At 72.0% G+C, this 24,634-nt stretch carries 23 protein-coding genes; 13 read left to right on the top strand and 10 right to left on the bottom strand.

Features of this window, described 5'->3' with window-relative positions; translation table 11 throughout:
- Window positions 1–54: 54 nt before the first annotated feature.
- The 4 genes from ACFSL2_RS24675 to ACFSL2_RS24690 all read right to left on the bottom strand — a co-directional run bounded on the left by ACFSL2_RS24675 (window position 55) and on the right by ACFSL2_RS24690 (window position 3,573).
- On the bottom strand, window positions 55–846 hold the full coding sequence (locus ACFSL2_RS24675; protein ID WP_377200369.1) for an ABC transporter ATP-binding protein: 792 nt from the start codon (window positions 844–846) through the stop codon (window positions 55–57).
- The gene (locus tag ACFSL2_RS24680) at window positions 843–1,868 is read right to left on the bottom strand and encodes a FecCD family ABC transporter permease (RefSeq protein WP_377200370.1); all 1,026 of its coding nucleotides are present in this window, start codon (window positions 1,866–1,868) and stop codon (window positions 843–845) included. Before ACFSL2_RS24680 ends, ACFSL2_RS24675 begins: the two co-directional genes overlap by 4 nt.
- Window positions 1,868–2,914, bottom strand: coding sequence for a FecCD family ABC transporter permease (locus ACFSL2_RS24685; RefSeq protein ID WP_377200371.1), 1,047 nt, complete (start codon window positions 2,912–2,914; stop codon window positions 1,868–1,870). Before ACFSL2_RS24685 ends, ACFSL2_RS24680 begins: the two co-directional genes overlap by 1 nt.
- 98 nt (window positions 2,915–3,012) lie before the next feature.
- On the bottom strand, window positions 3,013–3,573 hold the full coding sequence (locus ACFSL2_RS24690) for a hypothetical protein (protein ID WP_377200372.1): 561 nt from the start codon (window positions 3,571–3,573) through the stop codon (window positions 3,013–3,015).
- 328 nt (window positions 3,574–3,901) lie between these two features.
- Here ACFSL2_RS24690 and ACFSL2_RS24695 point away from each other — a divergent pair, with 328 nt between their 5' ends.
- Complete coding sequence (locus ACFSL2_RS24695; RefSeq protein ID WP_377200373.1) at window positions 3,902–4,645, top strand: helix-turn-helix transcriptional regulator; 744 nt, start codon at window positions 3,902–3,904, stop codon at window positions 4,643–4,645.
- A 24-nt stretch (window positions 4,646–4,669) separates the two neighbouring features.
- Here the strand turns inward: ACFSL2_RS24695 and ACFSL2_RS24700 are convergent, their stop codons facing one another.
- Window positions 4,670–6,082: a glycine--tRNA ligase gene (locus ACFSL2_RS24700; protein ID WP_377200374.1), complete on the bottom strand. Its 1,413-nt coding sequence runs from the start codon at window positions 6,080–6,082 to the stop codon at window positions 4,670–4,672.
- Between the two features lie 171 nt (window positions 6,083–6,253).
- On the opposite strand from ACFSL2_RS24700, the gene ACFSL2_RS24705 reads away from it, so the two are divergent.
- The 7 genes from ACFSL2_RS24705 to amaB all read left to right on the top strand — a co-directional run bounded on the left by ACFSL2_RS24705 (window position 6,254) and on the right by amaB (window position 13,789).
- Window positions 6,254–7,237, top strand: coding sequence for a metal ABC transporter substrate-binding protein (locus ACFSL2_RS24705; RefSeq protein WP_377200375.1), 984 nt, complete (start codon window positions 6,254–6,256; stop codon window positions 7,235–7,237).
- Window positions 7,234–8,070 carry a metal ABC transporter ATP-binding protein gene (locus tag ACFSL2_RS24710; RefSeq protein ID WP_377200376.1) on the top strand — a complete coding sequence of 279 codons (837 nt, stop codon included), beginning with the start codon at window positions 7,234–7,236 and terminating at the stop codon, window positions 8,068–8,070. The genes ACFSL2_RS24705 and ACFSL2_RS24710 overlap by 4 nt, the downstream gene beginning before the upstream one ends.
- A complete protein-coding gene (locus ACFSL2_RS24715; protein ID WP_377200377.1) occupies window positions 8,067–9,002 on the top strand; it encodes a metal ABC transporter permease in 936 nt (311 codons plus the stop codon). Before ACFSL2_RS24710 ends, ACFSL2_RS24715 begins: the two co-directional genes overlap by 4 nt.
- The gene (locus tag ACFSL2_RS24720) at window positions 9,002–9,400 is read left to right on the top strand and encodes a Fur family transcriptional regulator (protein WP_377200378.1); all 399 of its coding nucleotides are present in this window, start codon (window positions 9,002–9,004) and stop codon (window positions 9,398–9,400) included. The genes ACFSL2_RS24715 and ACFSL2_RS24720 overlap by 1 nt, the downstream gene beginning before the upstream one ends.
- Before the next feature lie 191 nt (window positions 9,401–9,591).
- Complete coding sequence (locus ACFSL2_RS24725) at window positions 9,592–10,809, top strand: NAD(P)/FAD-dependent oxidoreductase (RefSeq protein WP_377200379.1); 1,218 nt, start codon at window positions 9,592–9,594, stop codon at window positions 10,807–10,809.
- A 14-nt stretch (window positions 10,810–10,823) separates the two neighbouring features.
- Complete coding sequence (gene hglS, locus ACFSL2_RS24730; protein ID WP_377200380.1) at window positions 10,824–12,242, top strand: 2-oxoadipate dioxygenase/decarboxylase; 1,419 nt, start codon at window positions 10,824–10,826, stop codon at window positions 12,240–12,242.
- Window positions 12,239–13,789 carry an L-piperidine-6-carboxylate dehydrogenase gene (amaB, locus tag ACFSL2_RS24735; RefSeq protein WP_377200381.1) on the top strand — a complete coding sequence of 517 codons (1,551 nt, stop codon included), beginning with the start codon at window positions 12,239–12,241 and terminating at the stop codon, window positions 13,787–13,789. The genes hglS and amaB overlap by 4 nt, the downstream gene beginning before the upstream one ends.
- A 73-nt stretch (window positions 13,790–13,862) precedes the next feature.
- On the opposite strand, the gene ACFSL2_RS24740 is transcribed toward amaB, so the two are convergent.
- Window positions 13,863–15,137 carry a helix-turn-helix domain-containing protein gene (locus ACFSL2_RS24740; protein ID WP_377200382.1) on the bottom strand — a complete coding sequence of 425 codons (1,275 nt, stop codon included), beginning with the start codon at window positions 15,135–15,137 and terminating at the stop codon, window positions 13,863–13,865.
- Between the two features lie 266 nt (window positions 15,138–15,403).
- Window positions 15,404–15,838 (bottom strand): hypothetical protein, encoded by a 435-nt coding sequence (locus ACFSL2_RS24745; protein WP_377200383.1) that lies wholly within the window; start codon window positions 15,836–15,838, stop codon window positions 15,404–15,406.
- A gap of 310 nt (window positions 15,839–16,148) precedes the next feature.
- On the opposite strand from ACFSL2_RS24745, the gene ACFSL2_RS24750 reads away from it, so the two are divergent.
- Complete coding sequence (locus tag ACFSL2_RS24750; RefSeq protein WP_377200384.1) at window positions 16,149–16,640, top strand: hypothetical protein; 492 nt, start codon at window positions 16,149–16,151, stop codon at window positions 16,638–16,640.
- A 10-nt stretch (window positions 16,641–16,650) separates the two neighbouring features.
- On the opposite strand, the gene dusB is transcribed toward ACFSL2_RS24750, so the two are convergent.
- Together dusB and ACFSL2_RS24760 are read right to left on the bottom strand one after the other, a co-directional pair.
- Window positions 16,651–17,880 carry a tRNA dihydrouridine synthase DusB gene (gene dusB / locus ACFSL2_RS24755; RefSeq protein ID WP_377200385.1) on the bottom strand — a complete coding sequence of 410 codons (1,230 nt, stop codon included), beginning with the start codon at window positions 17,878–17,880 and terminating at the stop codon, window positions 16,651–16,653.
- Between the two features lie 86 nt (window positions 17,881–17,966).
- Window positions 17,967–18,623: a DUF3558 domain-containing protein gene (locus ACFSL2_RS24760; RefSeq protein WP_377200386.1), complete on the bottom strand. Its 657-nt coding sequence runs from the start codon at window positions 18,621–18,623 to the stop codon at window positions 17,967–17,969.
- Window positions 18,624–18,836: 213 nt separating this feature from the next.
- Here ACFSL2_RS24760 and ACFSL2_RS24765 point away from each other — a divergent pair, with 213 nt between their 5' ends.
- Together ACFSL2_RS24765 and ACFSL2_RS24770 are read left to right on the top strand one after the other, a co-directional pair.
- Window positions 18,837–19,754 (top strand): hypothetical protein, encoded by a 918-nt coding sequence (locus ACFSL2_RS24765; protein ID WP_377200387.1) that lies wholly within the window; start codon window positions 18,837–18,839, stop codon window positions 19,752–19,754.
- A complete protein-coding gene (locus ACFSL2_RS24770) occupies window positions 19,751–20,185 on the top strand; it encodes a GntR family transcriptional regulator (RefSeq protein ID WP_377200388.1) in 435 nt (144 codons plus the stop codon). Before ACFSL2_RS24765 ends, ACFSL2_RS24770 begins: the two co-directional genes overlap by 4 nt.
- A gap of 54 nt (window positions 20,186–20,239) precedes the next feature.
- Here ACFSL2_RS24770 and ACFSL2_RS24775 read toward each other — a convergent pair whose 3' ends face one another.
- Complete coding sequence (locus ACFSL2_RS24775; protein WP_377200389.1) at window positions 20,240–21,703, bottom strand: alanine/glycine:cation symporter family protein; 1,464 nt, start codon at window positions 21,701–21,703, stop codon at window positions 20,240–20,242.
- Between the two features lie 145 nt (window positions 21,704–21,848).
- On the opposite strand from ACFSL2_RS24775, the gene ACFSL2_RS24780 reads away from it, so the two are divergent.
- Together ACFSL2_RS24780 and ACFSL2_RS24785 are read left to right on the top strand one after the other, a co-directional pair.
- On the top strand, window positions 21,849–23,285 hold the full coding sequence (locus ACFSL2_RS24780; RefSeq protein ID WP_377200390.1) for a basic amino acid/polyamine antiporter: 1,437 nt from the start codon (window positions 21,849–21,851) through the stop codon (window positions 23,283–23,285).
- Window positions 23,286–23,334: 49 nt separating this feature from the next.
- Entirely contained in the window at window positions 23,335–24,594 is a 1,260-nt protein-coding gene (locus ACFSL2_RS24785) for an arginine deiminase (RefSeq protein WP_377200391.1), read from the top strand.
- The last annotated feature ends 40 nt before the right edge of the window (window positions 24,595–24,634 follow it).

Here is a 24,634-nt window from a genome sequence, read left to right on the forward strand (position 1 = left end):
ATTAGGTAACGACGATGTTGCGGAATTGTCCAGACCCGAGGTGAGGAAAACCACTCACTTCGAGTGGAAGCGGCCCACCGGCACCACGAGCGGTGAGCCGGCGACCGGGTCGAGCACCACCTGGGCGCGCAGCCCGAACGCCTCGTCGACCACCTCGCGGGTGAGCACGTCCGACGGAGCGCCCTCGGCGACGATCCGCCCTGCCGACATCACGACCAGGTGGTCGGCGTACCGGGCGGCGAGGTTCAGCTCGTGCAGGACCATCGCGACGGTGGTGCCCCGGTCGTGGTTCAGCTCCGTGAGCAGGTCCAGCAGGTCCAGCTGGTGGCGCACGTCGAGGAACGTCGTCGGCTCGTCGAGCAGCACGATGTCGGTCTGCTGGGCGAGCACCATGGCGATCCACACGCGCTGCCGCTGGCCGCCCGACAGCTCGGCGACGGGCCGGTCCGCGAGCTCCGCGACGCCGGTGGACTCCAGCGCCGTGGTGACCACGGCGTCGTCGTCCGACGAGTGCCGGCCGAACCAGCCCTGGTGCGGGTACCGGCCGCGGCTCACGAGCTCGGCGACCCGCACGCCGTCCGGTGCGATGGACGACTGCGGCAGCATGCCGACCTTGCGGGCCAGCTCCTTGCGGGGCATTGCGCTGATGTCGGCGCCGTCGAGCGTGATCCGGCCGCCGTCGAGCGGGTGCAGCCGCGCCAGGCCACGCAGCAGCGTGGACTTGCCGCAGGCGTTCGGTCCGACGACGGCGGTGATCTTGCCGTCGGGCAGCGTCAGGTCGAGGCCCTCGATGACACGCAGGCCGTCATAGCCCAGGCTGACGCTCTCGGCGCGCAGGTTGGTCATCGGCTCCTCTTCTCGGTGGTGGCGAGCAGCCACAGCAGGTAGGGGGCGCCCACGAGCCCCGTGACGATGCCGACGGGGGCGGCGACACCGAGCAGCCCGTGCTGCCCGACGACGTCGGCCACCAGGGTCAGCGCGGCGCCCGTGGCGGTGGACGCGGCGAGCGCGGCACCGCCGTCGTTCACCAGGCGGCGGGCGATGGCGGGAGCGACCAGGGCGACGAACGCGATCGGGCCGGCGGCGCTGGTCGCGAGCGCGACGAGCGCCACGGCGAGCAGCAGCGCACCGACCCGGGCGCCGTCGACGTGCACGCCCAGGGCGCGGGCGTTGTCGTCCCCGAGGGCCAGCGGCCCCTGCGTGCGCGCGAGCACGCCGACCGCCACGCACAGCACGAGCGTGCCGGTGGTGACGAGCGCGAGCTGTTCGCCGCGGATGTCGGACACGGAGCCGACCGTCCAGGTCAGGACCGCCGCGGCCTCGTGCTCCTGCGAGCGGGCCATGGCCCAGGCGAGCAGGGAGGAGCACAGGTACGCGAAGCCGACACCGACCAGCACGAACCGGATCGAGTGCAGGCCCTTGCGCCAGGCCAGCAGCCAGATCGCCAGCGCGATGGTGCCGGCCCCGGCGAACGCCAGCCCCGACAGGGCGATCCCGCTCAGACCGAGGGCGAGCAGGCCGATCACGGCCCCGAGGCTCGCGCCGCTGGAGATGCCGAGGATGTCGGGGGAGGCGAGCGGGTTGCGCAGCGTCGACTGGAACAGCGCGCCGGCCAGGCCGAACGCGGCGCCGACGACGACCGCCGCCTCGATGCGGGGCAGGCGCAGCTTCTGGATGATGAAGACGTCGCCCTGGTCGCCGAGGCCGAGGGCCCCGGCGATGACCTGTCCCGGCGTCAGGCCGGCCGCGCCGACCAGCAGGGCGCCGGTCCCGGCGACGAGCACGACGAGGGACATCCCGGTCACGACGACGAGCCGACGACGGCGCCGGACGGCGCGCAGGTCGGCGACGGCGGTGCTGGTGGTCATCAGGCACCCACCACGTTCTTGCTGCGGGCGACGGCGATCAGCACCGGCGCGCCGAGGAGCGCGGCGACCACGCCGGCCTCGAGCTCCGACCGGGGCAGGACGAGCCGGCCGAGGACGTCGGCGGCCAGCAGCATCACGGGGCCCAGCAGTGCGCCGATGCCCATGATCCAGCGGTAGTCCGTGCCGACCAGGCGGCGTGCCGCGTGCGGCACCACGAGCCCGACCAGCGCGATGGGTCCGGCGAGCGACGTCGCAGTGCCGGCGAGCAGCACGATGGCGACCGCCGACAGGGTCCGGGTGGTGCTCACCCGCTGGCCGAGCGCCGTCGCGACGTCTTCGCCGAGGGCCAGCATGTTCAGCCGGTGCGAGAGCACCGCCGCGAGGACGACGCCGACCACGATGAACGGCCAGAGCGCCGTGACGGTCTCCAGGCCGCGCCCGGTCAGCGAGCCGACCGACCAGAACCGGTAGAGGTTGAACGCCTGCTGGTCCTGCAGGAGGACGAGCGTGATGAGCGGCGTGATGAGCGCCGTCACGGCAGCACCGACCAGAGCCAGGCGCACGGGCTGTCCACGTCCCACGGAGAAGACGATCGCCGCTGCGCCCGCAGCGCCCAGGAACGCGAACCAGACGTAGCCGAGGGGCGACGTCACGCCGAACAGCCAGACCGCGCACACCACGGCCAGCGAGGCGCCGGAGTTCAGACCCAGCAGGCCGGGGTCTGCGATCGGGTTACGCGTGACGCCCTGGATCAGGGTGCCCGCCGTGCCGAGCGCGACCCCGGCCGCCAGGCCCACGATGGTGCGGGGCAGTCGCTGGTCCAGCACCACGTCGTGGTCCATGAACCCGGCCACCGGTGCGGTCAGCGCACGCCAGACCTCCGCCGGATCGATGTCGCGGATGCCGAGCGCAAGGCTCGCCAGGATGACGAGCCCCAGGGCGATGAGCGCAGTGGCCACCGCGAACGCTCTGCGTCGGGCACGGCGCGCTACGGCTCCCGCACCCTCACGGCGTCCCGCGGGCGCTGCCGCAGGTGAGGTAAGCATTGCCTAAGTGTTCCACAATGCCTGGGATGGTCAGAACGCGCGCGGGCGCGCGCCCGATCGATGCGGGCGCGCGCCGGCAGGTCCGGAGGTCCGGTGCGTCAGGAGTAGGAGTCGCAGCCCCAGCCGTCGTTGTCGGCGTCGAGGCGGTGGTAGTCGCGTGTGCCGACCCAGACCGTCCTGCCGATGTCGGGGCAGTCGAGGTCGCGGTTGGTCGACGAGACGGGACACTGCCACCGGCCCTTGGCGTAGACACAGACGGCGTCGGTGGCCCTGTCGGACTGGTTGAGGCTGTTGCCCGCGTACTTGACGATCCACGTGCCCGACCGGGTCGCCGTGAACTGACGGGTGTAGCTGCCCGTGCTGCTGGTCCGGACCCTCGCGACCTTGCGGACCGAGTCCCGGCCGGCGGGGTCGAAGTGGACGGTGACGATCTTGCGGGGCATGAGGCGCCACTGCCCGCCCCTCTTGTGCTTGAGGGTTCCCTTGACGGTGATGGTCTTCTTCTTGGCGACCGGCTCCGGCTTGGCGTTCGCCGTGAGGCTCGTGTCGTACCTGGCCGTGAGGCCTGGTGCGGGTGCGGACTCGGCGTAGGCGGGGGCGGCTGCTGTGAGGGTGAGCGCGAGAACGCTCACGAGGGCGACGGTGGTTCGGCGGATCATGTGGCCAACCTCTTCTGGGGGCTCGTGGTGCCGGGAGCGGCACGTTACGGGCCCGGAGTGCCCCACGTCCCCCGATATGACCCGAGTCGGCAGGACCTCACCCGGGTGATCGTCGTGGGCGTCGGCGGCCGGGGGCATCCCCCTCCTCATCCGTCCCAGTCCTCGTCCCCGGGGAGTGCCAACACCTGCGGGGTCTGTTGCGCGGAGTGGACATCGTCAACGCAGCGCAACCAATCCCGAACCCGTGGTGTCACCCCGCCTCGGAGTTGTCCACAGGCGCGTGTCGTACGCCCTCCGTTCTCCGGCCACCGCGGGCACGATGGGACGCATGAACAGTGCCGGTGCAGTGGTGAACGTGGCCCAGCTCGTGAAGGACGCTCGGTATGCCGCGCAGCAGACCCAGTCGGCCCTGGCCCGGCGCGCCGGGGTCTCGCGCGGCACCGTCGCGGCGATCGAGACCGGCGCGCGCTCGCCCTCGTGGGAGATGTTGTCGGGGCTGCTGGCGGCCGCGGGCAAGCAGATGCGGATCGAGCTCGAGCCGCTCGACGACGACGTGCGGCGCGCCGTCGACGCCCACGCCGGCGACACGAGCGCGGCGGACGACCTGAGCATGATGCTGTCGCTCATGGAAGGTCTGGCCGACCTGGAGTACCGCTTCGAAGGGCTTGCCGCAGCGGCCCTGCTCGGTGCGCCGATCTCTCTGGCCGACCCGATCGAGCTCGCGCTGCCCGACGGCCCGGCGTCCGTGGAGTGGCTCGCCAACCTCCTGCGAACCGGAGCAGCCGCTGTGACACCTCTGGGCCGGTCGCTTCCCTTGGATGGCGTCACGACCGCCGACGGGGTCGCCCGACTCGTCGAGCTCGGCGAGGGCGGACGGTTCACGCTCGAGATCTGGCTCCGCACGTTCCTGGTGCGTTTCGCGCCGGCCGAGGTCACGGAGCGTGCGGTTCTCGTCGTGGGCGAGCAGGCGCCGCTGCGCGCTCAGCCCTTGCACGAGATCGAGACGACCGACAGAGACGTCGCGCGCGTCCTGCGGCTGCTGCGGGAGCAGGCGCAGGACGCGCGCGGGTAGCCGTCGGTCGCGCCAGCCGGGGTCTCAGGCGCCGACGAGGTGACCGGCCAGGTAGCTGACCACCTTGTCCAGCGCCACGCGCTCCTGCTGCATGGTGTCGCGGTGCCGGATCGTGACGGCCTGGTCGTCCAGGGTGTCGAAGTCGACCGTGATGCAGAACGGGGTACCGATCTCGTCCTGCCGGCGGTAGCGCTTGCCGATGGCCTGCGTCACGTCGTAGTCGACGTTCCAGTACTTGCGCAGCTCGGTGGCCAGCGCCTCCGACGCCGGGAGCAGGTCCGCCGTCTTGGACAGCGGCAGCACTGCTGCCTTGACCGGGGCCAGCCGCGGGTCGAGACGCAGCACGGTGCGCTTGTCGACGCCGCCCTTGGTGTTCGGCGCCTCGTCCTCGGCATACGCCTCGACCAGGAAGGCCATGAGCGACCGGGTCAGGCCGGCGGCCGGCTCGATGACGTACGGGTAGTACTTCTCGTTCGACACCGGGTCGCGGTACATCAGGTCCTTGCCGGACGTCTCCGAGTGGGTCTTCAGGTCGAAGTCCGTCCGGTTCGCGATGCCCTCGAGCTCGCCCCACTCGCTGCCCTGGAAGCCGAAGCGGTACTCGATGTCCACGGTGCGGGTCGAGTAGTGCGACAGCTTGTCCTTGGGGTGCTCGAAGTGGCGCAGGTTGTCGGCCGAGATGCCGAGGTCCGTGTACCAGCTCGTGCGGTGGTCGATCCAGTACTGGTGCCACTCCTCGTCCTCGCCCGGCTTGACGAAGAACTCCATCTCCATCTGCTCGAACTCGCGCGTGCGGAAGATGAAGTTGCCCGGCGTGATCTCGTTGCGGAACGACTTGCCGATCTGGCCGATGCCGAACGGCGGCTTCTTGCGTGCCGCCGCCGCGACGTTGGCGAAGTTCACGAAGATGCCCTGCGCGGTCTCGGGGCGCAGGTAGTGCAGGCCTGCCTCGTCCTCGACAGGGCCCAGGTGCGTCTTGAGCATCATGTTGAAGTCGCGCGGCTCGGTCCACTCGCCGCGGGTGCCGCAGTTGACGCAGACCAGGTCGGTCAGCGGCACGGAGTCAGGGTCGTCGATGCCCTTCTTCTCCGCGTACGCCTCCTGCATCTGGTCGACGCGGTAGCGCTTGTGGCACGAGAGGCACTCGGTGAGCGGGTCGGTGAACACGCCGACGTGGCCGGAGGCCACCCACACCTGACGGGGCAGGATGACGGCCGAGTCGAGGCCGACGATGTCGTCACGGCTGGTGACCGTCGAACGCCACCACTGACGCTTGATGTTCTCCTTGAGCTCCACGCCGAGGGGGCCGTAGTCCCACGCAGAACGCGTTCCGCCGTAGATCTCGCCCGACGGGAAGACGAAACCTCGTCGCTTGGCGAGCGAGACGACGGCGTCGAGCTTGGCGGTCTGCGCAGAGCGCACTGACTTGTCGGACACGAGGGCTCTCTCCAGGGGAACAGGCGGGGGAACGATGTCCGCCAAGCCTACCGTTCGCTCCCGGTGGTCGGGCTTGTCCGCGGGGCGCACCACCTCGACCGGCGAGGGCGTGACCGACCTCTCCACACCGATCTTTGACAACCGTTCTCAACAAGCGTGAGAATCGTTCTCATGACATCAACTCGCGCCACCGGCGCCGCCCTGACCAGCCTCGCACTTGTCGCCACGGCGACCCTCGCGGGCTGTTCGACCCAGGGGGCGAGCGGTTCGGCCGACGAGTCCGACGGCGTCACGGTGCTGGCGTCGTTCTACCCGCTCCAGTACGTGGCGCAGCAGATCGGCGGTGACCTGGTCACCGTCGACAATCTCACGCCGCCGGCCGCCGAGCCGCACGATCTCGAGCTCTCACCGGCACAGGTGCGCGAGATCGGCACCGCGGACCTGGTCGTCTACCTGTCCGGCTTCCAGAACGCCGTCGACGAGGGCGTCGAGGCACGCGCACCCGAGCACGTGATCGACGCCGCGGGGGCGGCCGGGCTCGTGGAGCACGAGGACGAGCACGCCGGGGAGACCGAGGAGGAGCACGCGGAGCACGCCGACGAAGCGGAGGATGCCCACGACCACGGCGCTACCGATCCCCACTTCTGGCTGGACCCGAGCCGCCTCGCCGCCGTCGGGCAGGCCGTGGCCGAGGAGCTGGCCGCGGTGGACCCGGAGCACGCGGACGAGTACGCCGAGGGCGCCCTGCGCCTGGGGCAGCAGCTCGACGAGCTGGACCAGGAGTTCGCGGACGGCCTCGCCGCCTGTCAGGGCGCCACGCTCGTGACGAGCCACGCGGCGTTCGGGTACCTCGCGGACCGGTACGCCCTGGAGCAGGTGGGCATCTCCGAGCTCGACCCCGAGGTGGAGCCCTCCCCGGCCCGCCTGCGCGAGATCGGCGACCTGGTCGAGGCGCGCGGCATCGAGACCCTGTACTCCGAGACCCTCGTGAGCCCCAAGGTCACCGAGACGCTCGCCTCCGACCTGGGCGTCGAAACCGCCGTGCTCGACCCGCTGGAGGGCCTGTCCGAGGACGCGTCGGCCGCCGGCGACGACTACGTCTCCGTGATGCGGGCCAACCTCGCCGCGCTGGAGGAGGGCCTGGTCTGCGCATGACGGATACTCAGCAGGTGACCGAGACGAGCGAGACCGTGATCGAGGCCCGCGGCCTGCACTTCCGTGCGGGCGCGAGCCACATCCTGCGCGGTATCGATCTGACGGTGCGGCACGGCGAGGTCGTCGCGCTCCTCGGCGCGAACGGCTCCGGCAAGTCCACCCTCGTCCGGGCGCTCGTCGGTATCAACGTGCCGTCCGAGGGCAGCGTCCGGCTCCTCGGCGAGCCCCTCGGCGCCGGCCGACGCGGCGCCGGCGTCGACTGGAGCCGCATCGGCTACGTTCCCCAGCGGGCGGGCGCCGGCGGTGGCATCCCGTCCACCGCGCAGGAGGTGGTCGCCTCCGGCCTGCTGCACGGCCGCCGACTCCGGCTGCCTCGCGGCTGGCGCGACCTGGTGGAGCAGGCCCTCGAACAGGTGGGCCTCGCCGACCGGGTGCGTGACCCGGTGCACCTCCTGTCCGGCGGGCAGCAGCAGCGCATCCTCATCGCGCGCGCCCTGGTCCGCGAGCCCGACCTCCTCGTCCTGGACGAGCCCGTCGCCGGCGTGGACGTCGCCAGCCAGGAGGCGTTCGCCGCCACCATGAAGCGGCTCGTCGACGGCGGCCTCACCGTGCTGGTCGTGCTGCACGAGCTCGGCGAGCTCGAGCCGCTCGTCTCCCGCGCCGTCGTGCTGCGGCACGGCAAGGTGGTGCACGATGGTGCCCCGCCGCCGGCCCGGCACGACCACGACCGCGTGGGGCACCGCCACCAGCACCCGCACGCCGACGACAACGGCAGCCGCATGGCGCGGGACACCGTCGAAGCCATGGCTCTCGACCTGGAGGTGCGCCCATGATTATGCTCATGCTGACCGACCCGTTCATGCAGCGCGCCCTCATCGCCGCGCTCCTCGTGGGGGTGACCGCACCCGTCGTCGGCACCTACCTGGTGCAGCGCAAGCTCTCCCTGCTCGGCGACGGCATCGGCCACGTCGCCCTGACCGGTGTCGCCCTCGGCTGGCTCGTCGGAGCGGGCATGGGGCTCACCCCCAACGACGCCCTCGCCGTCCCCGGCGCCGTCGTCGCCGCGGTGGTCGGCGCCGTCCTCATCGAGGTGGTCCGCCGCCGCGGACGCACCTCGGGCGACCTCGCGCTCGCGATCATGTTCTACGGCGGCATCGCCGGCGGCGTCCTGCTCATCGGGATCGCGGGCGGCTCCTCCGGGAACCTCATGCAGTACCTGTTCGGCTCCATCTCGACCGTGTCCGACGGCGACCTCTGGCTCACCGTGGTGCTCTCCCTCGTGGTGCTGGCCGTCGGGGTGGGCCTGCGGCACGCGCTGTTCTCGGTCAGCCACGACGAGGAGTTCGCCATCGCGTCCGGGCTGCCGGTCTGGGCGCTGAACGTCATCGTCGCCGTCGTCTCGGCCCTCACCGTCACGGTCGCCATGCGCGTCGTCGGCCTGCTGCTGGTCAGCGCGCTCATGATCGTGCCCGTCGCCGTGGCCCAGCAGGTCACGCACGCCTTCGGCCGCACGATGCTCACGGCGTGCGTCGTCGGCGTCGTGGTCTGCGTGACCGGCCTGAGCATCACCTACTGGTACAACGTCTCGCCCGGCGCGACTATCGTGGTCCTCGCCATCGCGGTGTACGCGGTGGTCTCCCTGGCGGCGCCGCTCCTGACCCGGCGGCGCCCCGTACACGACCCGCATCCCGATCTGCCCGACGACGTCGACCTGCCGGCTGCCGCCACGGAACGTGCGGTCGCCGCCGCGAAGGAGTGCCGCTGATGGCCGCACGCATGACCCGCCAGCGCACAGCTGTCGTCGAGGCCCTCGACGAGCTCGCGGACTTCCGCTCCGCCCAGCAGCTGCACGAGACCCTCCGCGCTCGGGGGGAGTCCGTGGGCCTCGCCACCGTGTACCGGGCGCTCCAGGCGCTCGCGGAGGCGAGCGAGGTCGACGTACTGCGCGCCGAGGACGGCGAGAGCCTCTACCGCCGGTGCGCACGACGCGAGCACCACCACCACCTGGTGTGCCGCCACTGCGGCCGGACCGTCGAGATCGACGGCCCCACGGTCGAGGCCTGGGCCTCCAAGGTGGCCGCCGCACAGGGCTTCGACGACATCGAGCACACGATCGAGCTCTGGGGCACCTGCGCGGACTGCCGCGCCGCGTCCGCACACTGACCTGGCGCCGCTGTGGGCGGCCGGCCTGCGGGGGAAGGGTTACCCGGGCGAGGTGTGTTGCGGTGGGTAGACAGCGTCTACTCCGCGCAACGTGCTCTGCCGACTACCTGTTTCCCCGGAGCGTGTCGGGATGCGCAGGAAGAGTTCCGGCGGGTGTCCGCATTCGCAGGATCCCATGGCAGGATGCGTGCATGACCTCAGCACGGCACCCCGCAGACCGGCGGGGCAGGCTTCCCGCGCGGGCCGAGGTGGTCGTGGTCGGCGGCGGCGCGATCGGCGCGTCCGTGGCGTTCCACCTGGCCGAGGACGGCATCGACGTGCTGCTTCTGGAGGCCGACGAGCTCGCCTCGGGCAGCTCGGGCAAACCCATCGGGGGAGTGCGGGCGCAGTTCTCCGACCCGGCGAACGTGGACCTCGGTCACCGCAGCCTGGAGCTGTACGAGGACTTCCAGAACCGCCCCGGCGCGGACATCGGGCTGCAGCAGCCCGGCTACCTGTTCCTGCTGCCCGAAGCCGACGACGTCGCGCTGTTCGAGCAGTCGGTGGCCATGCAGAACGAGCGCGGGGTGGCGAGCCGCATGCTCGACCACGACGCCGTCCGCCGGCTCAACCCGTACGTCGACCTCGATCGCTACGCCGGGGCGGCCTATGCCGCACGCGACGGGTTCGCCTACCCGCACGCCGTCGTCGAGGGGTACGCCGCGGGCGTCGAGCGCCTCGGCGGGACCGTCCGCACGCACGTCACCGCCACGGACATCGAGGCCAGGGGCGGCGAGATCGTCGCCGTCTGGACGGACCAGGGCCGGGTGCGCACCGGTGCCGTCGTGCTCTGTGCCGGGGCCTGGACCCGCGACGTGGCCGCCAAGGCGGGACTGGACCTGCCCGTCGACCCCTACCGGCGGCAGATCGGCTTCACGCCCGCGCTGGACCCCGCGCCGCTGCGGATCCCGTTCACCATCGACTACGGCACCACGTTCTACTTCCACAACGCCGCCCCCGACGGCCTGCTGCTCGGTATCGCCGACCCGGCCACCCCGGTCGCGTTCGAGCGCACCTACGACCCGGCCTGGCTGCCCCTGCTGCGCGAGGCGCTCGGGGCCTGCGCCCCCGAGCTGGTCGACGTACCCGTCGCGCGGGGCTGGGCCGGGCTCTACGAGATGACGCCCGACCACAACGCCCTCATCGGCGAGGCGGTCGACGCCCCCGGCCGCGTCCTGTACGCCGCCGGCTTCTCCGGGCACGGGTTCCTCCAGGCGCCCGCCGTCGGCGAGGTCGTGCGCGACCTGTACGCGGGCCGCACGCCCCGGACCGACGTGTCCGGGTTCAGCGCGGACCGGTTCGCCGGACCCTCCGCGGACAAGACCACCACGAGCTCGGGCCGACGAGGTCCCGAGTCGAACATCATCTGAGACAGGAGAGATCGATGTCGGCACCGACGTTCCTCGAGCCCTGGCAGCTGAGGGCAGCGTTCGCACGCAGCCTCTCGGACATGTACGGCAAGGAAGTGCCCGCCTACACCACGCTGCTGGAGGTGTCGCACGAGGTCAACGCGGACTTCGCGGCCCGGCACGGTGCCGACGCCGAACGCCTGGGCTCCATCGCGCGCGTCACCGCCGAGCGGCACGGCGCCATCCGCGTCGGCACGCCCACCGAGATGGCTCAGGTCGCCCGCATCTTCGGCGCGATGGGCATGCACCCGGTCGGGTTCTACGACCTGCGGGACGCGTCCTCCAGCTCGGTCCCCGTGATCTCGACGGCGTTCCGCCCGATCGAGCGCGAGGAGCTGGCCCGCAACCCGTTCCGCGTCTTCACCTCGATGCTCGTCCCCGCGGACCGGCGGTTCTTCACCGCCGACCTGGAACGTCGCCTGGAGAACTTCCTCGCCGCCCGCACGCTGTTCGGGCCCGAGCTGCTCGCTCTCGCCGACCGGGCCGAGGCCGAGGGCGGCCTGCCCGCGGACCAGGCGGCGGAGTTCCTGCGCCTGGCGACCCAGGCGTTCGAGCTGTCCGACGAGCCCGTCGACCAGGCCTGGTACCGCGAGCTGGAGGCGGTCAGCGCGGTAGCGGCCGACATCGGCGGCATCGCCTCGACGCACATCAACCACCTCACGCCCCGCGTGCTCGACATCGACGACCTGTACGCCCGCATGGAGGCCCGCGGCATCACGATGATCGACGCGATCCAGGGCCCGCCCCGCTGGGAAGGGCCGGACGTGCTGCTGCGCCAGACGTCGTTCCGCGCGCTCGCCGAGCCGCGCACCTTCCGCACCGCCGACGGCGAGATCGTGCGGGACGCCCTGCGCGTGCGCTTCGGCGAGGTGGAGGCGCGCGGCATCGCGCTGACCCGGGAGGGTCGCGCCGCGTACGACGCCGCCGTGATCGAGATCGACGAGGCGGCCGCCGCGGCCCGCGCCGAGGACCCCGGCTTCGCCGAGGCGCAGCGCCAGGAGATCGCCCGCGGCGTCTGGCAGCAGACCTTCCCGTCGACGGAGTCCGAGCTCGCCGCCCAGGGGCTCGGCTGGTTCACCTACGAGCCGGTGACCGACTCCGCGGAAGGCCCCGCCGTCGTGCGGCAGCCGGTCGTCTACGAGGACTTCCTGCCCCGCTCCGCCGCCGGCATCTTCCAGTCCAACCTCACCTCGGACGGCGCCAAGGACGCCAGCCAGGAAGGCACCGACCGGGACGCCGACTGGATGGCCGGCGCGCTCGGCCGCGAGCTGAACGACCCCTTCGACCTGTACGCCGACCAGGTGGACAGGTCCCTCGCCGGAGCCGCCGAGACCCTCGGCGTCGACCCGGCCACCCTCACCACGCCCCACCGCACAACGGGAGTATCGCGATGACCAGCACCACCACCCACACCCCGCTGACGACCGAGCTGCGGGACGCCGCCCTTGCCGCGCTGGAGCGGCTGGGCGCCACGCCCCCGGTGGTCGAGCCGGCCGAGGGCCGGACCCTGCCCGTCGTGTCGCCCCTGTCGGGCCAGCCGCTGCTCCACCTGCGCCGGGCCGGTGCGCCCGAGGCCGCCACCGCCGTCGGCGCGGCCGCTGACGCCTTCACCACGTGGCGCTCCGTGCCCGCGCCGGCGCGCGGCCAGGTGGTCAAGCGCCTGGGCGAGCTGCTCACCGAGCACAAGGCCGACCTGGCCGAGCTCGTCACCATCGAGGCGGGCAAGATCACGAGCGAGGCCCTGGGCGAGGTCCAGGAGATGATCGACATCTGCGACTTCGCCGTCGGGCTGTCGCGGCAGGTCGGTGGCCGCACCATGCCGTCCGAGCGTCCGGGCCACCGCCTCATGGAGACGTGGCACCCGATGGGTGTGGTCGGCGTGATCAGCGCGTTCAACTTCCCGGTGGCCGTGTGGTCCTGGAACACGGCGGTCGCGATCGTCTGTGGCGACACGGTGGTCTGGAAGCCGAGCGAGAAGACCCTGCTGTCCTCGCTCGGTGCGGCCGCGCTGCTCGACCGGGCACTGGCCGAGGGTGGCTTCCCCGCGGGGGTCTCGCAGCTGCTCCTCGGAGAGCGCGAGGCCGGCGAGGCCCTCGTGGCCGACCCGCGCGTGGCCCTGGTCTCCGCCACCGGCTCCGAGCGCATGGGGCAGCAGGTCGCGCCCGTCGTCGCGGCGCGCGGCGGCCGGTACCTCCTGGAGCTGGGCGGCAACAACGCGGCCGTCGTCGCGCCGTCGGCGGACCTCGACCTCGCGGTGCGCGGTGCCGTGTTCGCCGCCGCGGGCACGGCCGGTCAGCGCTGCACGTCGCTGCGGCGCCTGATCGTGCACGAGTCCATCGTGGACGACGTCGTCGCGCGGCTCGCGAAGGTCTACACCGGGCTGCCGGTCGGTGACCCCCGCACCGAGGGCACCCTGGTCGGCCCGCTCGTCGACGCCGGTGCGCGCGACCGCATGCTGGCCTCGATCGACGAGGCGGTGGCCGCGGGCGGCGAGCTCGTGGTGGGTGGTACCGCGGTGACCGTGCCCGGCGCCGAGGACGCCGCCTACGTGCAGCCGGCGATCGTGCGGATGCCGGGGCAGGCCGACGTCGTCAAGCGGGAGACGTTCGCCCCGATCCTGTACGTGCTCTCGTACTCGGAGCTGTCCGAGGCGATCGCCGTCCACAACGACGTGCCGCAGGGCCTGTCGTCGGCGATCTTCACGCTGGACGTGCGCGAGGCCGAGACGTTCCTGTCGGAGGTCGGCTCGGACTGCGGCATCGTGAACGTCAACATCGGGACCTCCGGTGCGGAGATCGGTGGTGCGTTCGGTGGCGAGAAGTCGACCGGCGGCGGGCGTGAGTCCGGCTCGGACGCCTGGAAGCAGTACATGCGTCGCGCCACGAACACCGTGAACTACTCGACGGAGCTGCCGCTGGCGCAGGGCGTCAACTTCGGCTGAGCCGGAGGGGTAGCCGGCCGAGCTTGTCGAGACCCCGTGCGGAGTCTCGACAAGCTCGTCCGACCGGCGCTCGTCAGGAACGAGCCCCGGGAACCGCCAGGACGGAACCGGTCTCCGTGGTCGGCACGTCGGTGCTCGGGGCGTACCTGTTCACGGCGCTGATGGGCACCCCTACCCGCTCGGAGACCTCTTCGAGCGAGAGGTTCTGCTCCCACCGGAGCACGCGGATCTCGCTGATCTGCTGCGTGGTGAGCGCCGACCCCGGGCTGGTGACCGCCGCCTGGCTGGTGACCGCGGGCGTCGTCACGCTGGCGGAGAGAGTGTCCCAGTCCGTGACGGGGTCCCGGTCCTGCCGCTTCACCGGAGCGGCACCCTGGTCCGCTGCCGGCTTCACGGGCGCGTACTTGCGTTCCAGCTGCACGCGCTCGACCTCTCCGGTCAGGGCGGGCTCCGACCGGGCCCGGTCGGGGGTGATGGCCGGCTCGTGCTCAGGGCTGTCGGGCAGGGCCGGCTCGTCGTGCGCGGCCTTGTCGTGCTCGCCGCCGTCGGTCACGGCCAGGCCGAGCTGGACGCCGGCGGGAAGGACGAGCTCGGGCAGGTGCACGCGGTTCAGCGCCTGGCCGGCCGTCGTCGCCTCGGGTGCCTCGGGTGCCTCCGATTCCGGCATCCACTCGCCGGCCAACGACGCGGCCTCCTGGACGACGTCACGGATCGTACGTTCCGACTCCAGGTGCGGGCGTGTCACCTCCGCGGTGACCCCGGCGGGCACATGGCGGTGGACCCGCGTCACCGCGGCGTTCACCTCGGCGATGCGTGCCGCTCGCTCCTCCTCGGGAGCGATCTGGGCCAGCCGGACGGCGTCGAGCATGTCCAGCACTGCCGTCTCACGGTCCGTCTCGATCTGGGCGAGCCGGTCGAGGTTGCGCGCGCTCGACGCCGACTGGAAGAACAGGTGTACCGCGACCGCTGCCAGGACGGGGGCGACAGCGCGCGAGGCGGCGAAGATCCCCTCACCGAGCAGCCAGCCGTGCCATGCGGCGAGAGCGCCGGACAGGACGCCGACGACGATCGCGCCGCCGAGCCAGCGTCCGTGACCGGCAGGCGAACGGCCGCTCTCGAGAGCACGGTCGGCCCGGCGCCGCCCCTCCCAGGCCAGGCCGATCACCAGTGCCTCGTAGGCGACACCGAGTGCGTAGCCGAGCTCGGGCCCCTCATAGGCGGCGATGGTGTGTGACATGCCGATGTAGGCCCAGGCCGAGAGCCCGAAGGCGCCCAGGAAGAAGCCCGGGTTTCTGCGTATGTCGGCGATGACCGCAGGAACGCGTCGAGGGCGTTTCTCCGATGCCATGATGGGTGTATCCCTTTCCGTCGGTACGGGTGGGTGCGTGTGGGGCTGAGGGGGCGCCGTGGTCGGAGCCTGGCCGCAGACATGGTGCAAGGCTGATCTTGGACCATGTTGGGCCCTTTGTGCTCTTTACACAGGAGATTGACCGCGGCAGATCTCTCTCCTGGGTTATCCACAGATGCTGTTGCTTGAGGCTGTTTGGTAGTGGTTCCTCATGGAGTATGGGCCACATGACGTGGACAACCGCCTCAATCTCACCCGCCTCGATCTCACCCGGCCAGGACGTTCCGGATCCCGCTGTCGGGCCGTTCGGACAGCTGACCCTGCATGAACGTCTGGACCTCGCGACCCGGCTGGCGAGCCGGCTCGTCGAGCACGTGCTGCGGCCCGCCAACGAGGACGCCGTCCGGCTCCAGTACGAGTACGTGGACGCACAGGTGACGGGCGCCGCCGACATCGGCGGCCCAGGGCCTCGCGCCGCGATGGTGCTGGACGGCGCCGTCGACATGCTGGTGCACGCCGGGCCCCGGGGTGTGGGCGGCTCCCTGGTGCACCGGCTCCTCGGCGTCATGCCACCAGACGGCGATGACGGCACCGACCCCGCCGGTCTTGTCCTGGACGACGCCGAGCATGCGCTCCTGGCGCAGTGGCGCGACGGTGGTGTGCTGGGCTACTTCATCGTGACCGACCTGGTGGACGACCACGCGGTGCTGCACAACCTCGAGGACGACCTGGAGTACCCGGTGGGCACGGGGCGGTCCGAGATCCGTGCGACCGCGCTGGTCCCGGGGCTGCCGCTGACCGTGCGCGTCCTGCCGGTCGGGGCCACGTGGATCTTCGCGGACACCCCGCTCGTCTTCTCGCCGAGCGCCATCCCCGACGTCGTGCGCGGCGTCGTGGGGCTGCTGGCCTCCTCGCCGTGCCCCGCCTACCGCAACCCCCGCACGCTGGCCCGCGCGCGAGCTGGTCGCGGACCACCACCGCGCGTTCCGCGACCTGTTCGGGGACGTGGTGGTGGAGGGCACCGCGTCGCACGTCATGGACTGCTACCTGCGGTTCAAGGACCGGATCGGGGCACCGGCGGAGGAGTTCGCGCTGTATCCCTCGCTCCGGGACGAGCGCTGGCTGCCGGACGACGCCGCCGACCCCGACGACGTCGCGTTCGCCCTCGTGCACCACCCGGTCAAGGGGCTGCGCCTGCTCGACTCGTACGCGCAGCTCCGGGCGGTGCACTCCGCGCCGCAGGAGCCGTGGAAGCCGCAGCGGCTCGCGCAGGTGCTCGCCGATCCGGACGTGCCCTCGTGGGTGCTCGGTCTGCTCGCCGCGCGCCATCCGGACCACCTGGACGAGCTGTACGGGGTCGTGCTGGACGAGCCCGGCTTCGTCTGGGCGCGGGACGGTGCGGCAGTCCTGCGGGACCGCGAGCCGGCGGCGGTCCGGGACGAGCCGGGGCTGGTCATGGCGTCGTCGATCATGGGGCGCGTGCCGCCCCCGGGGTGGCCGTGAGCGGTGGTGCTCAGCCGCCGCTCACGCTCAGCTCGGCCTCGCGCAGCTTCGCCTCGAACTCCTCGGAGAGGTCACGGGAGTCGAGCCAGCCGTACGGCAGGTGCGGCGTCTTGGGCGAACCGGCGCGGCCGCGCGGACCCTCGGCGTCGTCCCCGGGGTACGGGGCGGTCAGGTCCAGCGCGTCCAGGCGCTCGCGCAGCTCGGCCAGGGTGTCGATGAGGGCCAGCTCGTGCCGCTTCTCGCCGCCGACGGCGTAGCCCTTGAGATACCAGGCCATGTGCTTGCGCAGGTCGCGCATGCCCTTGCCCTCGTCGCCGTCGAAGTACTCGACCATGAGCCTGCCGTGCCGGTAGATCGTCTCGGCTACCTCGCGCAGGCCCGGCCGGACGCGCAGGTCCGAGCCGTTGAACGCGGCGGCCAGGTCGGCGAACAGCCAGGGCCGGCCTTGGCAGCCCCGGCCCACGACGACGCCGTCGGCGCCGGTCTGCTCGACCATGCGCAGGGCGTCCTCCGCGGACCAGATGTCCCCGTTGCCGAGCACGGGGACGGTGCGCACGGCCTCCTTGAGGCGTGCGATGGCCTCCCACTCGGCCTGTCCGGAGTAGTGCTGCGCGGCGGTCCGGGCGTGCAGCGCGACGGCGGCGACGCCGAGCGACTCCGCGACCCGGCCGGCCTCGAGGTAGGTCAGGTGGTCGTCGTCGATGCCCTTGCGCATCTTGATCGTCACCGGCACGCCGTACGGGGCGGCCGCGTCGACCGCCGCCTTGACGATGTCGGTGAACAGCTGCCGCTTCCACGGCAGCGCCGCCCCGCCACCCTTACGGGTCACCTTGGGCACCGGGCAGCCGAAGTTGAGGTCGATGTGGTCGGCACGGTCTTCGCCCGCGATGATCTGCACTGCGGCGCCCACGGTGGCGGGGTCCACGCCGTACACCTGGGCCGAGCGCGGCGTCTCGTCCTCGCCGAACGTCACGATCCGCAGCGCCTCGACGTTGCGTTCCACGAGCGCGCGGCTCGTGACCATCTCGGCGACGTACAGGCCGGGGTCGAACCCCGCCGACTGACCCGCCTCGCGGCACAGCGTGCGAAACGCACGGTTGGTCACGCCCGCCATGGGTGCGAGCACCACCGGTGTGCTCACCGTGAGCGGCCCGATCTGCAGGGGCTTGAGCACAGGGGTGCCCGACGCGGGGCGGGCCGCCGCGGGCGTCGGGAGGGCGGTGTCGAGGGCGGAGGTCACCGCCCCATTGTGTCGCACGCCGCCGGGCTCCCGCAGCGACGCGGACCACACCGGTGGACGGTGCCCGCAGGCGCGCCGCGTCGGCTCTAGATGCCGGCGGCGACGAGCCTGTTCAGGGCGACACCGATCGTGGAGACCTTCTCGCTCTCCTTGCTCAGTCCAGGTGCGACGAGCAGGACCGAGCTGTAGACGCCGTCGACGCACGCCTGGCCGCTGATCGCCTGCGGTGCCTGGCCGTCCGGAAGCAGGTTGACGACCCGGTCGGTCCCAGGCTCGCTGCCGGAGAGCTCCGACATCACGGAGAACATGTCGCAGGCTGCGGCAGGATCGACCGCACCGGACTCGATGAGCTCGATGCCCTCGTCGATCCGCGCCAGGTTCTCCTCGCCGAGGCCCGGAGCCTGCTTGATCTCCTCGAGCACTGCCGGCAGCGCCACCGCCCACTCGACGGCGGGTGCCTGAATGACCTGGACCTTCACGTCGCCGTCCTGCCACTGGCAGGCAGGCACCGCGCCGACGGCGGTCTCCTGGTGCTCGGTCATCGGACCGCCGGCGAGCTCCGTGATCGTCTCGGCATCCAGGACGCCGCACGACCCGTCGTCATCAGGCGTCGTCGCCGTCGCTCCGGAGGCCGACGCCGTGGGGCTTGCCGCGTCCCCGGTGTCCGGCGGTGCGGTACAGCCGCCGAGAAGGGGGAACAGGGCGAGGGCGACGGCAGACGACACGACCGTGGGGATGCGCACAGGCGAATCCAACCACAGGGCAGGCAACCGTCATGGAGGTCGCTGAGCTGACCATGCACCTGCTGCCAGGCGGGGCCCTCATCTGGCAGCAAGTGCATGGTCAGCTCGGTCGACGCCGGCCAGACACACCCGTGTGGCGACCTTCACGTCGTTGCCCAGGGCGGGCCTGTCATGCTCTAATGCATCAACGCATTGGTTCAATGAGGCGGAGGCGTGATGTACGCATCGGTCATCGTGGTCGTCCTGGGTCTGCCGATCCTGGTCGTGGCCCTGGTCGTGCTGCTGGTCATCGGTTCGCGCGGCCGGCCCCGGGACCACGAGGCCACCGTCGTGGCCGCCCGCCGGCACGAGACGCGCAACGCGGCGGCGGCCGTCGGGGCGAGCGTCTGTGCGGCGCTGGCCGTCGGCAACCCGGCGGTGGCGGCCCTGGCCCCGCCCGGCGTGCTGCTCGGGGTGGCGCCGTTCGCGGCGGCTCTGACGTACTGCCTGGCGCGGGCCGCCGGCGAGACCCGCTGGCCCCGGCCCACCGGTGACGTCCGCCGCGCACCGCTGGTGCGGCGCAGCGTGCGGGACCAGGGCGGTTGGCCACTACCGCTCTTCCTCGCCACCGTGGGTGTGCTCGCTGTGGCCCTGGTCGCGTTCGGGTTCAACGCCACCGCAGACGGGCGCACCGTCGAACGGATGCTGGTGGACGCCGCCGGCACGGTGCGGGAGGTCCGTCGCGCCGGGCCCTTCCCCGGGTGGGAGTTCGGCGTGCCCGCGCTCGTGGCTCTCGTGCTCGTGGTCGGCGCGCTGTTCGTGGCGCTGCGGGCGGTGACCCGGCGTCCACCGATCGGGCTGCTCTCGGCGGCGCAGGACGACGCGATCCGCCGCACCTCGGCGGCCCGGGTGCTCGCCGGTGCGCAGGCCTGGGTCGGGCTGGGGGCGGTCGGCTACCTGGCCTTCTCCACCGGTGCGCTGCTGCGCGTCGGCTGGCTGCTCGGTGGTGTCACCTGCGCGGTCGCGGCCGTGCTGGTCCTCGTCGGGTCGATGGTCGTCGCAGGTGCGGCGGCGGTGCCGCGGCGCGCCGAAGCCCCGGCCGTCGAGACGGACGCCGTGCCGCCGGCCGCCCCGGCGAGGCCGGTGCCATGACCGCCCTGCGGGTAGACCTGTCCTCGCCCGTCCCGGTCTACGAGCAGATCCGTAGCCAGGTCTCGGCGCTCGTCGCGGTGGGCGGCCTACGCCCGGGGGACCGGCTGCCCGCGTCGCGCGACCTGGCCAGGGACCTCGGGATCGCCGTCGGGACGGTCCAACGGGCGTACCGGGAGCTGGAGGCGAGCGGTGCGGTCACCAGCCGGCGGCGGGTGGGGACCGTGGTCGCCGGGCCGCCGGCGGCCCGGACGGAGCCGGGCGACGCCCGGTCGGGCGGTGAACCGGGAGACCCGGCCGGGGGGCCCGTGTCGGACACCGGAGGGTTGGTCGAGGAGGCGCGAGCCCTGGTGGCCCGGGCTCACGGACAAGGGCTGGACGACGAGGCGATCCTGTCGCTGGTCCGCGGGGCGCTCCTGCCGGAACAGGGCTGAAGCGACCATGCACCTGCTGCCAGGCGGAGGCGCTTCCTGGCAGCAGGTGCATGGTCATCGGAGCTGCAGCTGGCCCGTGACCGACTGCGCGTCCTGCCAGCACTGGACGCCGTCGACGTCGGGCAGCAGGTCCCGGGTGAACACCGGGTCCTGCCCGGCGCGCCGCTGCCGCGTGTAGTCGCGCAGCAGCCGGAACGCGATACCCGACAGCAGCGCGATGGCCACGAGGTTGACCAGGGCCATCACGCCCATGATGCCGTCGGCGGTGTCCCAGATCAGTGCCGAGTCCAGCACCGAGCCCGCGAAGACCGCCACGACGACGAGCGCGCGGTACCCGGTCAGGACGGCGGGCGAGCTGGTGATGAACTCGACGTTGGCCTCGCCGTAGTAGTAGTTCCCGAGGATCGAGCTGAAGGCGAGCAGGAAGATGATCACCGCGAGCAGCCAGTTCGACCAGGACCCGAGGTTCGAGGCCAGCGCCGCCTGCGTGAGGCCGATCCCGGCGCCGGCACCGCCGAGGTCGGGGCTGGAGACCAGGATGATGAAGGCGGTGACCGAGCACACGAGGAAGGTGTCGAAGTAGACGCCGAGGGTCTGCACGAGGCCCTGCTTCACGGGGTGCGTCACGGCGGCGGTCGCCCCGGCGTTCGGCGCGGAGCCGAGGCCCGCCTCGTTGGAGAACATGCCGCGCTTGACGCCCTGCAGGATGACGGTGCCGATGGCGCCGCCGAAGAGCTCCTGGGCGCCGAAGGCCTCGGTGAAGATCGTGGCGGTCACCTCGGGTACCCGGCCGATGTTCAGGGCCACGACCACGATCCCGACGAGGAGGTAGAGCAGCGCCATCGCAGGCACGACGGCCTGGGTGACCCGGGCGATCCGCCGCACGCCGCCGAACACCACGAGGCCGGACAGCACGGCCAGCACCACCGCGACGACCCACACGACCGGGCTGCCGCCGCCGTCGTCGGAACCCGTGCCGACCGCGGCGTCGAGCGTGGCGGCGATCGTGTTGGCCTGCAGCGACGAGAACGCGAACGGGAAGCAGACGATGAGGATGACGGCGAACAGGATGCCCATCCAGCGAGCCTTGAGCCCGTGCTGCATGTAGTAGGCCGGGCCGCCGCGGAAGCCGTCGGCGTCGCGCACCTTGAACAGCTGTCCCAGCGTGGACTCGACGAACGACGACGCCCCGCCGACGAACGCCATGAGCCACATCCAGAAGACCGCGCCGGGCCCGCCGAGGGCGATGGCGGTGCCGACGCCGGCGATGTTGCCGACCCCCACCCGGGACGCCGCCGAGACGGTGAACGCCTGGAACGCCGACAGCGACTGCGGCTTGCCCTCGGCGTTCTTGGGCGTCACGTCCGTCAGGGTGCGGAACATGTCCGGGATGAGCCGGAGCTGGACCACCCGGCTGCGGATCGTGAACCACAGGCCCAGCACGGCCAGCACAGGGAGCACGGCCCTGGTCCAGAGAATGTCACCAGCTGCGAGAACCCAGGCGTCGAGCATTTCCATCAGGTAAGCATGCGGCCGGCGCGGGCGGTCCGCCCGGCAGGGTGCCTCCGGCACGCGGCCGGCCGGTCCGGTCGTGGCGCATCTTTTGCCGATGCCGGCGGCGTGTGTCTGTAATGGATGCGCTCGACCACCAGGGGGTCTCGCGATGCCGGCGGAGAACCGCACGCAACGGCGCACGGCGAAGATCAGCGTCGGCACGCTCACGGCGATGGTCGTCGGCTCGATGGTGGGCGCGGGAGTGTTCTCCCTCCCGAGCCGGTTCGCCGGCGAGACCGGAGTGCTCGGTGCGCTGATCTCCTGGCTGGTGGCGGGTGCCGGCATGCTGATGCTGGCCTTCGTGTTCCAGCGGCTCGCGGTGCGCAAGCCCGACCTCGACTCCGGCGTGTACGCCTACGCGAAGGCCGGTTTCGGCGAGTATCTCGGCTTCTTCTCGGCGTTCGGGTACTGGGCCAGCGCGTGCGTCGGGAACGTCACCTACTGGATCCTCATCATGTCGACCGTTGGCGCGGTGCTCCCGGTCCTCGGGGAGGGTGACACGCTCGTCGCGTTCGCCGTGTCGACGGCCTGCGTGTGGCTGTTCTACCTGCTCGTCCGCCGTGGGGTGCAGGAGGCGGCGACGATCAACCGCATCGTCACCGTCGCCAAGGTGCTGCCGATCATCGCGTTCGTGCTGATCGCGGTCTTCCTGCTCGACCCGCAGGTGCTCCGGGACAACTTCGACGGCTACGGGAGCAAGGGCCCGCTGTTCGAGCAGGTGCGGGGCACCATGCTGGCCACGGTCTTCGTCTTTCTCGGCGTCGAGGGCGCCAGCGTCTATTCCCGCCACGCCCGGCGCCGGGAGGACGTCGGCCGGGCCACCGTTCTCGGGTTCCTGATGGTGCTCGCGATCTTCGCCTCGGTCACCATCGTGTCCTACGGCATCCTGCCGATGGAGGAGCTCGCCGAGCTGCGCCAGCCGTCGATGGCCGGCGTCCTCGAGGCGGCGGTGGGCGGCTGGGGTGCCGCGTTCGTGAGCATCGGCCTGATCGTCTCGGTGCTGGGCGCGTACCTGGCCTGGACCCTCATGTCCGCCGAGGTGCTGTTCGTCGCCGCCAAGGACGGCGACATGCCGCGCTTCCTGGCGCGGTCGGACGCGAACGACGTGCCCCGGTCCGCCCTGCTGCTGACGACGATCCTGATCCAGGTGATGCTTCTCGTCACCCTGCTGTCCGACGACGCGTTCACGTTCGCGCTGGACCTCACGAGCGCGCTCTCGCTCATCCCGTTCCTGCTCGCCGCCGGCTACGCGCTCAAGCTGGCAGCCGGCCGGGGTGGGCCGGCGCACGGCAGCCCGGCGGCGCGGGACCTCGTCATCGCGGTGGCCGCCGTGCTCTACACCGCGTTCCTGCTGTTCGCGGCGGGGCTGACCTTCGTGCTGCTGTCGTTCGTCATCTATGCCCCGGCGACGATCCTGTTCGCGATGACCCGTCGCGAGCAGGGCAGGCGGGTGTTCAGCAGGCGCGAGCTGGTGATCTTCGTCGTGTCGCTGGTCGGCGGGGTGGCCGGCGTCGTCGCGCTCGCCACGGGCACGATCTCCATCTGATCCCGGCCGCGACGTCCGCGGCCGGTCCGTACCGGGAGGAAGGCACACCATGACGATCCAGAGCGGCGACACCCCACTGCCCTCGGCGGCCTACGGGGTGCACTCCGAGGTCGGCCGCCTCCGCAAGGTGCTGGTCTGCCGGCCGGGGCTCGCCCACCGGCGGCTCACGCCCACCACCTCGGACGACCTGCTCTTCGACGACGTGCTCTGGGTGGACAAGGCGATCGAGCACCACGCCGGGTTCGTGGCCGACCTGCGGTCCCGCGACGTCGACGTCGTCGAGCTGCACGACGTGCTCGCCGAGACGGTGCGGGTGCCGGGCGCGCGGGACTGGCTGCTGGACCGGAAGATCGTCCCGGGCATCGTCGGGACCGGGCTCATCGACACGACACGCGAGTTCCTCGAGAACCTGGTGCCCGAGCAGCTCGCCGAGTACCTGATCGGCGGGCTCGCGACGCACGACGTGCCCGACCTGCCCGCCGCCTACCGGTCGCTGGCTGAGTACACGGCCGACTCCCGCGAGTACCTGATGGCCCCGCTGCCCAACACCCTGTTCACGCGCGACACGACCTGCTGGCTCTACGGCGGGGTGACGCTCAACCCCCTGTACTGGCCGGCGCGGCACGACGAGACGCTGCTGATGAAGGCCGTCTACGAGTTCCACCCGGACTTCGTGGGCTCGCCGGTCTGGTGGGGCGACCCGGAGACCGACCACCAGCGGGCCACGCTCGAGGGCGGCGACGTGATGCCGGTCGGCAACGGCACGGTGCTGGTGGGTATGAGCGAACGCACGTCACGGCAGGCGATCACGCAGGTCGCGGAGGCGCTGTTCGAGCGGGGCGCGGCCGACCGGGTGATCGTCGCCGGCATGCCCAGGCTGCGCGCCGCCATGCATCTGGACACCGTCCTGACGTTCGCCGACGTGGACACGGTGACCGTGTACCCGCGCATCGTGGGAGACATCCGCCCGTTCGTGCTCCGGCCGGGCGACGGCGGCGGGCTCTCGGTCACGGACGAGGGCAGCGCGACGTTCCTGGAGGTCGTCGCCCGGGAGACCGGGCTCGGCGCGCTGCAGGTCATCGAGACGGGCGGCGACGTCTACGAGTCCGAGCGCCAGCAGTGGGACAGCGGCAACAACGCCGTCGCGGTGGAGCCGGGTGTGGTGTTCACCTACGACCGCAACACCACCACCAACGACCTGTTGCGCAAGGCCGGCATCGAGGTGATCGAGATCGCCGGTGCGGAGCTGGGCCGCGGACGCGGCGGCGGGCACTGCATGACGTGCCCGATCATCCGGGACCCCGCCTGATCCTCGGTGGTGGCCGCGACGACCGCGCCCACCACCGAGG

Source organism: Promicromonospora aerolata, from assembly GCF_042682255.1.
GTDB classification, from domain to species: Bacteria; Actinomycetota; Actinomycetes; order Actinomycetales; family Cellulomonadaceae; genus Promicromonospora; species Promicromonospora aerolata.

What these genes read in the sequence shown, in the direction of transcription:
- ACFSL2_RS24690 (WP_377200372.1), bottom strand. Translation starts at nt 3,573, where the DNA reads ATGATCCGCCGAACCACCGTCGCCCTCGTGAGCGTTCTCGCGCTCACC.
- ACFSL2_RS24705 (WP_377200375.1), top strand. Translation starts at nt 6,254, where the DNA reads ATGACATCAACTCGCGCCACCGGCGCCGCCCTGACCAGCCTCGCACTT.
- ACFSL2_RS24720 (WP_377200378.1), top strand. Translation starts at nt 9,002, where the DNA reads ATGGCCGCACGCATGACCCGCCAGCGCACAGCTGTCGTCGAGGCCCTC.
- ACFSL2_RS24715 (WP_377200377.1), top strand. Translation starts at nt 8,067, where the DNA reads ATGATTATGCTCATGCTGACCGACCCGTTCATGCAGCGCGCCCTCATC.
- ACFSL2_RS24725 (WP_377200379.1), top strand. Translation starts at nt 9,592, where the DNA reads ATGACCTCAGCACGGCACCCCGCAGACCGGCGGGGCAGGCTTCCCGCG.
- ACFSL2_RS24675 (WP_377200369.1), bottom strand. Translation starts at nt 846, where the DNA reads ATGACCAACCTGCGCGCCGAGAGCGTCAGCCTGGGCTATGACGGCCTG.
- ACFSL2_RS24775 (WP_377200389.1), bottom strand. Translation starts at nt 21,703, where the DNA reads ATGGAAATGCTCGACGCCTGGGTTCTCGCAGCTGGTGACATTCTCTGG.
- ACFSL2_RS24780 (WP_377200390.1), top strand. Translation starts at nt 21,849, where the DNA reads ATGCCGGCGGAGAACCGCACGCAACGGCGCACGGCGAAGATCAGCGTC.
- amaB (WP_377200381.1), top strand. Translation starts at nt 12,239, where the DNA reads ATGACCAGCACCACCACCCACACCCCGCTGACGACCGAGCTGCGGGAC.
- ACFSL2_RS24770 (WP_377200388.1), top strand. Translation starts at nt 19,751, where the DNA reads ATGACCGCCCTGCGGGTAGACCTGTCCTCGCCCGTCCCGGTCTACGAG.
- ACFSL2_RS24740 (WP_377200382.1), bottom strand. Translation starts at nt 15,137, where the DNA reads ATGGCATCGGAGAAACGCCCTCGACGCGTTCCTGCGGTCATCGCCGAC.
- ACFSL2_RS24680 (WP_377200370.1), bottom strand. Translation starts at nt 1,868, where the DNA reads ATGACCACCAGCACCGCCGTCGCCGACCTGCGCGCCGTCCGGCGCCGT.
- ACFSL2_RS24785 (WP_377200391.1), top strand. Translation starts at nt 23,335, where the DNA reads ATGACGATCCAGAGCGGCGACACCCCACTGCCCTCGGCGGCCTACGGG.
- ACFSL2_RS24685 (WP_377200371.1), bottom strand. Translation starts at nt 2,914, where the DNA reads ATGCTTACCTCACCTGCGGCAGCGCCCGCGGGACGCCGTGAGGGTGCG.
- ACFSL2_RS24710 (WP_377200376.1), top strand. Translation starts at nt 7,234, where the DNA reads ATGACGGATACTCAGCAGGTGACCGAGACGAGCGAGACCGTGATCGAG.
- ACFSL2_RS24695 (WP_377200373.1), top strand. Translation starts at nt 3,902, where the DNA reads ATGAACAGTGCCGGTGCAGTGGTGAACGTGGCCCAGCTCGTGAAGGAC.
- hglS (WP_377200380.1), top strand. Translation starts at nt 10,824, where the DNA reads ATGTCGGCACCGACGTTCCTCGAGCCCTGGCAGCTGAGGGCAGCGTTC.